Origin of the sequence: Mesorhizobium sp. M7A.F.Ca.CA.004.04.2.1, assembly GCF_004022825.1 — a bacterium.
Taxonomy (GTDB): domain Bacteria; phylum Pseudomonadota; class Alphaproteobacteria; order Rhizobiales; family Rhizobiaceae; genus Mesorhizobium.
The window spans coordinates 1-1,257 of record NZ_RZPH01001354.1 but is presented as its reverse complement, the minus strand read 5'-3'; the positions used below and the strand labels follow the sequence as shown (position 1 = coordinate 1,257).

Below are 1,257 nucleotides of genomic sequence, written 5' to 3'. Positions count from 1 at the left end.
CCTCGAGCGTCGCCGAGCCCATATGCGGCAAAAGCACGACCTTGTTCTTGGCGGCGAGCTTCAGCAGCTTGCTGTTCAAAGCCGGCTCATGCTCGTAGACGTCGAGGCCGGCCCCGGCGATCTTGCCGTCCTGAATCAGCTTGACCAGCGCTTCCTCGTCGATGATGTCGCCGCGCGCGGTGTTGACGACATATGCGGTGGGCTGCAGCAGCGCCAGCCGCCGCGCTGAAAGCAGATGGAAGGTTGCCGGCGTCGAGGGACAGTTGACCGAGATGATATCCATGCGGGCCAGCATCTGGTCGAGGCTTTCCCAATACGTCGCCTCCAGCCCGTCCTCCACGGCCGGCAGCACGCGGTGGCGGTTGTGGTAGTGGATCGACAGGCCGAAGGCCTTGGCCCGTCTGGCGACGGCGGTGCCGATTCGCCCCATGCCGACAATGCCGAGCCGCTTGCCCCAGATGCGCCGGCCCAGCATCCAGGTCGGAGACCAGCCGGCCCATTTCTTGTCACCGGTGAGCACATTGGCGCCTTCCGCCAGCCGCCGCGGCACCGCCAGCATCAGCGCCATGGTCATGTCGGCGGTGTCCTCGGTCAGGACATTCGGCGTGTTGGTGACGGTGATGCCCCTCTTGGCCGCGGCCGCGACATCGATCTTGTCGACGCCATTGCCGAAGTTGGCGATCAGCTTGAGGTTGTCGCCGGCCTGGGCGATCAGTGCGGCGTCGATCTGGTCGGTTACCGTCGGCACCAGCACGTCGGCCTCCTTGACTGCCGCGACCAGTTCCGGCTGCGTCATCGGCCGGTCCTCGACATTCAGCCTTGCGTCGAACAACTCGCGCATGCGGGTCTCGACCGGGTCGGGCAGCTTTCGCGTGATGACGACGAGAGGCTTCTTTTTGCCTGCCATTGTTTCCCTCCCGAGTACTTGCCGCAATTCCGAACGCAAAACCGCATCACACTTTTGCTGGAATTGCTTCTAACCCGATCTCGTTGAGACCTCTTTAACCAAGACCGGCGAAACTGAAAGCCGGTCGCGGTGCCGATTACTCCCTGTAACAAGCGGTGCCGCCGAAGACAAAGAAAAAGGGGCGCCGAGGCCGATGGGCAAGCGCCGAAAGGAATGAAAGTGTCTGGTTTCGCGTCGCTTCGCCTGACCCTCAGCGCAGCATTTCTCGGCGCTCTGCTTTATTCTCCGCTTGCCGTGGCGCAGAGTGCCGCTGCACCTGCCCAGGGCGTCGTCACGCTTGGTCCGAGTGG

1 protein-coding gene is annotated in these 1,257 nt (G+C 63.3%); it reads right to left on the bottom strand.

The annotated features are described in order from the left end of the window. Window positions 1–907, bottom strand: a 907-nt coding sequence (locus EN893_RS34510) for a D-glycerate dehydrogenase (protein WP_164901408.1), incomplete at its 3' end; no start/stop codon positions are given. Window positions 908–1,257 lie beyond the last annotated feature (350 nt).